Origin of the sequence: Bacillus hominis (genome assembly GCF_018332515.1) — a bacterium.
GTDB classification, from domain to species: domain Bacteria; phylum Bacillota; class Bacilli; order Bacillales; family Bacillaceae_G; genus Bacillus_A; species Bacillus_A hominis.
In genome coordinates, this window is sequence record NZ_BOQD01000274.1 from 1 (window position 1) to 7707 (window position 7707).

At 34.0% G+C, this 7707-nt stretch carries 11 protein-coding genes and 1 pseudogene; 2 read left to right on the plus strand and 10 right to left on the minus strand.

Annotated features, from left to right (window positions below):
• The 6 genes and pseudogenes from KI356_RS22065 to KI356_RS22090 form a co-directional block, all read right to left on the minus strand.
• Positions 1 to 137 (minus strand): DUF4181 domain-containing protein (locus KI356_RS22065; RefSeq protein ID WP_369009433.1); only part of this gene is annotated, 137 nt, incomplete at its 3' end.
• A 14-nt stretch (positions 138 to 151) separates the two neighbouring features.
• Positions 152 to 598 carry an NUDIX domain-containing protein gene (locus KI356_RS22070; RefSeq protein ID WP_212936456.1) on the minus strand — a complete coding sequence of 149 codons (447 nt, stop codon included), beginning with the start codon at positions 596 to 598 and terminating at the stop codon, positions 152 to 154.
• A gap of 88 nt (positions 599 to 686) precedes the next feature.
• Positions 687 to 1015: pseudogene (locus tag KI356_RS22075) on the minus strand (DUF4181 domain-containing protein); the annotation flags it as partial.
• Between the two features lie 23 nt (positions 1016 to 1038).
• Positions 1039 to 1875, minus strand: a complete 837-nt coding sequence (locus KI356_RS22080) for a PP2C family serine/threonine-protein phosphatase (RefSeq protein ID WP_212936457.1) — start codon at positions 1873 to 1875, stop codon at positions 1039 to 1041.
• The gene (locus tag KI356_RS22085; protein ID WP_212936458.1) at positions 1859 to 2359 is read right to left on the minus strand and encodes an HIT family protein; all 501 of its coding nucleotides are present in this window, start codon (positions 2357 to 2359) and stop codon (positions 1859 to 1861) included. The genes KI356_RS22080 and KI356_RS22085 overlap by 17 nt, the downstream gene beginning before the upstream one ends.
• 95 nt (positions 2360 to 2454) lie before the next feature.
• The gene (locus KI356_RS22090) at positions 2455 to 2628 is read right to left on the minus strand and encodes a glycine zipper domain-containing protein (protein WP_212936459.1); all 174 of its coding nucleotides are present in this window, start codon (positions 2626 to 2628) and stop codon (positions 2455 to 2457) included.
• A 215-nt stretch (positions 2629 to 2843) separates the two neighbouring features.
• Between KI356_RS22090 and KI356_RS22095 the strand changes: the two genes are divergently transcribed.
• Entirely contained in the window at positions 2844 to 3080 is a 237-nt protein-coding gene (locus tag KI356_RS22095) for a hypothetical protein (protein ID WP_212936460.1), read from the plus strand.
• Positions 3081 to 3127: 47 nt separating this feature from the next.
• Here KI356_RS22095 and KI356_RS22100 read toward each other — a convergent pair whose 3' ends face one another.
• On the minus strand, positions 3128 to 3964 hold the full coding sequence (locus KI356_RS22100; RefSeq protein WP_212936461.1) for an ABC transporter permease: 837 nt from the start codon (positions 3962 to 3964) through the stop codon (positions 3128 to 3130).
• The gene (locus KI356_RS22105) at positions 3957 to 5162 is read right to left on the minus strand and encodes a quaternary amine ABC transporter ATP-binding protein (protein ID WP_128280234.1); all 1206 of its coding nucleotides are present in this window, start codon (positions 5160 to 5162) and stop codon (positions 3957 to 3959) included. Before KI356_RS22105 ends, KI356_RS22100 begins: the two co-directional genes overlap by 8 nt.
• Positions 5163 to 5333: 171 nt before the next feature.
• Here KI356_RS22105 and KI356_RS22110 point away from each other — a divergent pair, with 171 nt between their 5' ends.
• Positions 5334 to 6191 carry a glycine betaine ABC transporter substrate-binding protein gene (locus KI356_RS22110; RefSeq protein WP_128280235.1) on the plus strand — a complete coding sequence of 286 codons (858 nt, stop codon included), beginning with the start codon at positions 5334 to 5336 and terminating at the stop codon, positions 6189 to 6191.
• A gap of 53 nt (positions 6192 to 6244) precedes the next feature.
• Here the strand turns inward: KI356_RS22110 and clpP are convergent, their stop codons facing one another.
• Entirely contained in the window at positions 6245 to 6826 is a 582-nt protein-coding gene (clpP, locus tag KI356_RS22115) for an ATP-dependent Clp endopeptidase proteolytic subunit ClpP (RefSeq protein WP_128280236.1), read from the minus strand.
• Positions 6827 to 6847: 21 nt separating this feature from the next.
• Positions 6848 to 7534, minus strand: coding sequence for an RNA polymerase subunit sigma-70 (locus tag KI356_RS22120; RefSeq protein WP_212936462.1), 687 nt, complete (start codon positions 7532 to 7534; stop codon positions 6848 to 6850).
• Positions 7535 to 7707: the final 173 nt, after the last annotated feature.

A 7707-nucleotide genomic window follows, 5' to 3' on the forward strand; every position in this document is an offset into this window, starting at 1 on the left:
TGTAAACTATTTACATGTTTTTTATATCCCCAAAAACCTATCTTAGGCATATTCAATTTTTTTCTTAAAAACTTATCAAAAAAATAGACAGCTATACAAAAAACAATACTTATAATCCAAAAAGTAGAAGTTCCCATTAACATTCCTCCTATTACCCCATTGAATTATTAAAAATAAAGTGGACGATATTACGGTTATTCTCTTCTAAATAACTTAAGATTCCTTCAGGATATGTTGGCTTTGCCTTTAATTCCTCTATACTTTTCCAAATTAAAATAATATCCTCATGCTCTTTGTGCCTTATTTCATTTGTAACTACTTCTCGAACAGTTCCCCAATGTATTAATGTACAATGATGACCTTTTTTGTTGTTCCACTCAAAAATCTGCTCATTTACAATTGCTAACTCTTGAACATTAACTTTCAAATCATATTCTTCCATTAACTCTCGCATTATTGCTTCTTTTCCCGTTTCACCAAATACAATAGAGCCACCTGGAAAACGATAAAATGATTCGTTCTCATCACATTGAACAAGTACTTTAGAATGATCTTCATTTAAAATCATTGCTTCTGCACGTAATCGAGGGCTTTTCATTTCTTCTCTCCCTTTAATTTCTCATTATATGACATTGCTATAGGGCTGTAATTAATACGTATTAAATAAGAAAATATAGAATCAGCCCTGTTATCATTAACGATACAGCCCCACCTAAGGACATCAAGAACTCCCTCGATTCCCTGTCATATTTCCATTCCATATATGCATCAAAACTATATAACGTAATTAAAAACAGAAAAGGTAGAAAGCCCATGTATAGGGGGTTGAAAGAGAAGAACATATAATAATAACCACTATATAAGAAAAAATAATAATTCTGTTTCCCCATTTATGAGACTTGTTCACATATTTATTATTCCATCCTTTTTGTTTCGGTATATTCAGCTTTTTTCTCACTATATTTTCTAAAACAACTAAGAATAAGATCCATAAAACTAATACAATGACTTTCACATGAAACAGAGAGGTATCCTCCTTTACTTAATCGTTTGGATTTTCTCCGGCTGATCACTCGGATACGTAGCATTTCCTTTATTTTTAATGTCCCAACTAATAATTGTGGCACTATCTCGCCCTAATTGATGATGAACGTGTTCTAAAACATTGTGAATATTTTCTTTAAGTTCCTTATTATTTCTATTCATATCACTATATAGATTTTTTGGAGTTTCATATCGGCGTTCCCCACATTCTAATACTCCATCTGTCACCATTACAATTCGATTGTTGCCAGTGCGTAATTCACGAACTCCTGAAGAATAACAAGGAACAGGTAAATCAAAAGTATTTACATTACCAATCCACTCGTAAAAATGACGTTGATTTAGTGCGTATTGCCCTAATTTATATAACTCATCATGAAAAACATAAACGAGACAATCACCAATAGATAGCCACCAAATAAAATTTTCTTTTCTTACACATATTAAGCAAGCTGTTTCACCTTTAATTCTGTGACACTTTTCTTTAAATGAGGCGGATTGAAAAATTGTAAGGATATGATTTTCAACTGATCGAAATACTGTTTCAATTGATTCTTTCATAATTCTTTTTATATTTTCATATTCTGCTTGAATTGTGCTTACTACTAAATCAACACTTTCTGCGCTATTATGTCCGTCTAATATAATGGTAAATTCCCAATCGCCATTCGACCAAACTAATGCACCGTCTTCATTCTTTTTTGCTCCGGCGCTTATATTCCCGCCGTATTTACCAAGTACAATATCACCATATTGCTTAACTGAGATTTCACCTAAACACATTTCCCTACTTCCAACCCATGAATATTGTGTATTATTTGTTGTATGCATACTCATTTACCATATACTTTCGTATTCTTTCGCATAGTTTTTTGATTTTCTCTGCGTCACCATATGGCGCGCCAGTCCATTTTGCGACTTCAGTTGGTGACCAAAACTCTTTTGGTGTATTCGGATAACGTGGAATAATGTGCATATGTAAATGTGGTACACCATTACCTGAAACAAAAGTGTAAATATGTTCTGCACCTTCACTTTCTTTTAGCGCTTTACTTACTCTACTTGTTATAAGTCCGAACGCTTTCGCTTCTTCATCTGTTAGTTCAGCAAGGCCAGGTACATGTCTCTTTATATCTATCATTACATAGCCAAGGTATGTTTCTTCTGCATCCCAATGGACATGTCCAACGTATATGAGATCATCTTCATAAATAGCACCACCTGGAACTGTAATGTTCCCTTTATGTTTTTCACAAATGAAGCAGTTTTTTTCTGCTTGATTGTTTATTGGCATATCCATCACCATCCTTTTCATATATAATATCACAAAAAAAGGAAAAATAGGTTTTATATTCCGAAAATTCAATCTCTTAAAATGAGAATTTTCACATTAAAATAATTTTCAACTCATTATTTCTTCAAAAGCGTAATCCCCATTCCAACTGCAATCCCAATCGCTATTCCGATTGCTATATTATCAGTAAATACACCAGGAATTACACCAATTACAACACCTATAGCGACACCAATTGTCATAGCATCATTTCTTTTTGTATTATTAGCCAAAATTGCATCTCCTCTCATAATTTCTCCTCATATAATATCCATTTACATGAACGTTACTATCTCCTAATATATTTGCTTTCCCGCTCAAAAATTTCTAAAATATGTACTTTATCACTTTTCCATTCCCCCTACATAATCCTCTTCATTTGAAAGGATTTTTAAGTCACCATTACATATTCATAGGCATTTACTATAAGAAAGACCAGTAATTCATTTAAGGAGGAACAATTCATATGCATCCTCATTGGAATCCAAATTTAAATCAACAATATGCTTACTCACCCCATACCGCAAGGAATACACTGCATTATGATTCGCAATACATGATGCAGCGCATCGCAAGCCTTGAAAGCCAATTAGCTAAATTGATCTCTTTAATCGAAGAAAATAATCATTTAATTAAATCAATGGAACAACAGCAAAACCAAGTGTGTGCACCAGCTGGAGGTTCTGTTATTGTTCGTATGTAATTCGAATTCAAAAAACACACTTTGTAGTATAAAGTGTGTTTTTTGAATTATTTTCTTTTTGTATGAAACCCTTGTGTAATTCGGTCTAATATAATCGCAATCACGACGATAGCTAGTCCAGCTTCAAATCCCATTCCGATATTTACTTGTGTAACAGAGCGATATACATCAACGCCGAGCCCTGGCGCTCCTACAAGTGAAGCTGTTACAACCATTGATAACGAAAGCATAATACTTTGATTCACTCCAGCCATTATCGTTCCGGTTGCGAGTGGTAATTGTACTTTAAATAATTTTTGTGATGCGGTAGAGCCAAACGCATTCGCAGCTTCAATTAAATCTTCTGGAACTTGTCTAATTCCTAAGTCTGTAAATCTGATTGTCGGCGGCATTGCAAAAATGACTGATGCAATAATACCAGGTACAACGCCTACTCCAAAAAACGTTATCGCAGGAATTAGATAAACGAATGCTGGCATTGTTTGCATAAAATCTAGTGTCGGTTTTAAAAATTTTGAAAAGCGCTCATTTTGTGATGCTAAAATGCCAATTGGAATTCCGACAATAATTGAAATAATAACAGACGTAAGTACGAGTGCTAATGTTTGCATCGTTTGCGCCCAATAGTTAATATTTAAAATAAATAATAATCCGATGATCGTAAAAATGACTAAAGATAATTTTCTCGTAGTGTACCAAATGAGGAAACATAGGATAATAATCATCAATATGGCTGGAATTATTGTTAAAAAATTAGTGAGTAAATCAACGAATCCGCCGATAATATATGAGAACCATCGGAACAAGCCCTCAAAGTGCTCATATAAACTTGCAACAAATGAGTCGACCCATTCTCCTAATGGAATACGCGGTATACTATTCATCGTCTTTCACCTCTTCCTCAATGTTACCTGCAAGAGCTTGAATGACACTTTCACGTTTAATAATCCCTCTTAGCCTTTTCTTCTCATCAATTACGGGTAACGGATATTTCATTTCCGCCATTTTTGCATACGTTTCCTCAAGTAAAGTATCTAAATAAACATGCGGAATATCGTTAAGTAATAAATCAGCAATCGGCCACTGTTTTTGTACTGCTTTACTTGCATCATCTGCAGTTAATATACCTAAAAACTCATACTTTTTATTCACAACATATACAGTAGAAACACCTGCATTTCTCATAATTTGTAGTGCTACACGTGGACCACGATCAATGAGTAATGTTTCTGGTCTTTTTAATATAGATTCCGCTGTAATTACTTTTCCTAAATTCACGTCCGCAACGAATTTCTCCACAAACTCGTTGGCAGGACTCATCATAATTTCTTCAGGTGTTCCTATTTGTACAATTTCTCCATCTTTCATTAATGCGATACGATCTCCAATTCGAAGTGCTTCATCTAAATCGTGTGTAATAAATATAATTGTTTTTTCCATTTTATCTTGTAGCTCTAACAGTTCATCTTGCATTTCTTTTCGAATTAGTGGATCTAATGCACTAAATGACTCGTCCATTAGTAATACATCTGGATTATTCGTTAGTGCCCTTGCGATTCCAACACGCTGCTGCATACCACCACTAAGTTGACTAGGGTAATTATCTTTATGATGATCTAGCCCTACTAACTGTAGCGATTCTAACGCCTTATTTTCTCGTTCCTCTACTGGAACTCCTTGAATTTCTAACCCGTACGCAACGTTTTGTATCACTGTACGGTGCGGAAATAAAGCGAACTTTTGAAACACCATGCTCATCTTCGTTCTTCTCACTCTTCGTAACTCTTCTTTTCCCATCGTTGCGATGTCTTCACCATCTATGTATATATGTCCCGCTGTCGGTTTGATTAATTGATTTAGCATTCGAACTAACGTTGATTTCCCGCTACCGGATAAACCCATAATAACGAAAATCTCTCCGGTGTATACTTCAAATGTTGCCTTTTTCACACCAACATTCATTCCTGTCTCTTTTAAAATTTCTGATTTACTTTTCCCTTCTTTTAATAAGGCAAGAGCTCTTTGCGGGTGTTTCCCAAATACTTTTGTTACGTTTTCAACACGCACCTTTGTATTATCCATTTCACTACTCCTTTTCTACCCATCTATTCACATAGTGTTGCGATTTTACAAAGAAATATTACATAAAAATGACATTCATAAGATTTCTTTAAAATTCTCATTTCCGTTCATAATAAGAATGCTTACTTATACATTTATTTAAAAAGGCAAAAGTTTTTTAGGAGGTTTTCAATGAGAAAGAAAATATGGCTTATATGCCTTGCATTATTTATTACTATGATTTTCACCTCATGTAATGCAACAAATGCTAATTCGAAAGGAAAAATTAAAATAGGTGTAACAAGTTGGAAAGAAAATATTGCAACTGCAAACATGTGGAAGGTTTTATTAGAAGAAAAAGGTTACAAAGTTGAGCTCATGTATTTAGAAAAAGCTGCGATTTGGACTGGTGTCGCCCGTGGTGATGTTGATGCTAATTTAGAAGTATGGCTTCCTGTTACGGATAAACCGCTAAATAATCGTTATAAAGATGACATTGTCTTAAAATCAAAATGGTATGAGGGCACTGGACTAGGATTAGTCGTCCCTTCTTATATGAAAAACATAAACAGCATAGAAGATTTAAACGCACATAAAGATGAGCTAGATAATAAAATTGTTGGGATTGAACCGGGTAGTAGCCTTATGAATTTAACGGATAAAGCAATGAAGGCATATGATATAAAATTAAAACTTGTCCAATCTTCAGAAGCTGCAATGATGAGTGAGTTAAAAAAGGCATATACGAAAAAGAAACCAATTGCTGTTACGCTTTGGAATCCACATTGGGGATTTTCAGAATTTGACTTAAAATATTTAAAAGACCCTAAGAAAGTATATGGTGAAAAAGATGACATTTATTACTCAGTTCGCAAAGGTTTCGAAAAAGATCATCCGGATATTGTGAAATACTTTGATAAATGGAAAATGAACGATGAACAGCTTGGTACTTTAATGGTCATGTTAAATAAAACGAAAGATCCGGAAGAAGCTGCACGAAAATGGATTAAAAAGAATCAAACTTTAGTTGATGAATGGATAAAAGAATAAAGAACAACAAAAACAGGCTAGAGAATTCAACGTATTCTCTAGCCTGTTTCACATTATTTTTTCTCAATAACAGCATCAACAATTCCATATTCCTTCGCTTCTTCTGCCGTCATAAAATAATCTCTTTCTGTATCATGAGCTACCTTTTCTACTGGCTGCCCAGTTCGATCAGATATGATTTTGTTAATATCATGTTTTAACTTTAATATTCTTTTTGCTGTAATTTCGATTTCTGTTGCTTGCCCTTTTACACCGCCAAGTGGCTGATGAATCATGATTTCACTATTAGGGAGCGCAAATCTTTTTCCCTTTGCGCCAGCTAATAGTAAAAGCGCACCAAATGATGCTGCAAAGCCCATGCAAAGTGTTTGCACATCTGGTTTAATAAGATTCATCGTATCTAATATTGCAAATCCTGCTGTCGTTGAGCCGCCAGGACTATTAATATACAAGAATATATCTTTCTCCGCGTCTTCTGCTTCTAAAAATAATAATTGTGCTACTACACTGCTTGCAACTTGATCGTTAATTTCTGAACCGATCATAATAATTCGGTCTTTTAATAACCTCGAATATATATCATAGGAACGCTCTCCTAATTTCGTTTGTTCTACGACGTATGGAATTGTATTCATTTTTAATCCCTCCACTAATTGTTATGCCGCACAAAGCATACAACTGTAGGAAGAAGGTTTTTTCATACTGAATAATAACACTGGCTGTTTTGATGGTAACTTCGTGAAATCTATTGTTGGGAGAAGTTTCGTCAACAATTCAGGCCTTTCTTCACGAATAGAAGTTACAACGATTTCAATATCATCCGTGTACTCCACCATTTCAATCCCTTCTTCACTTACAGTTTTCAGCCTATTTCTACTCCTAAATAAAGAAGCTTTCACTGCCCCTTCTGATACGGAACATACTTTAGCAATATCAGCGATACTATATTGAAAAACATCTTTTAATAATAAAATTGCGGATTGTTGTACATTTAATGAAAATAACATTTTCCCTACCATTTCATGCAAATCAGCAATTTTCTCGTATGGTTCTTCAAAAGTAATTTGTTCCTTTATTTTTTCATGAACTGATTTCGACTTCATCTGGTCTAACCAACGATTTCTAGCTATTTTATATAGAAGCGTCATACAAATATCTTTATTACCGTATTTTTGAAGAACTTTATAAACCGTTTCTTGGGCGAGATCTTCACCGTCCCACTTGTTTTTTGTTAAAAATGTACAGTATCTTTTTAACTCTGCATAGTTCTCAGTTAAAAAGTTTATATTTGAATGATTCATATCGATATGATTCTTTAAAATTTCAGTTACTTTTGTGCACAAAATAACCACTCCTTTTCAGCGCTTACTTAATAAACGATCAATTAAACGAAAAAGTTACGGGGCTTATAAAAAAATAATGTTTATGTTCGATAATTCGCGGTCATAAATATGTTATATACAATTTTACGTGAGGAGGAACAAATTTGCCAAAATTAACAATTGATGGTGCTGGA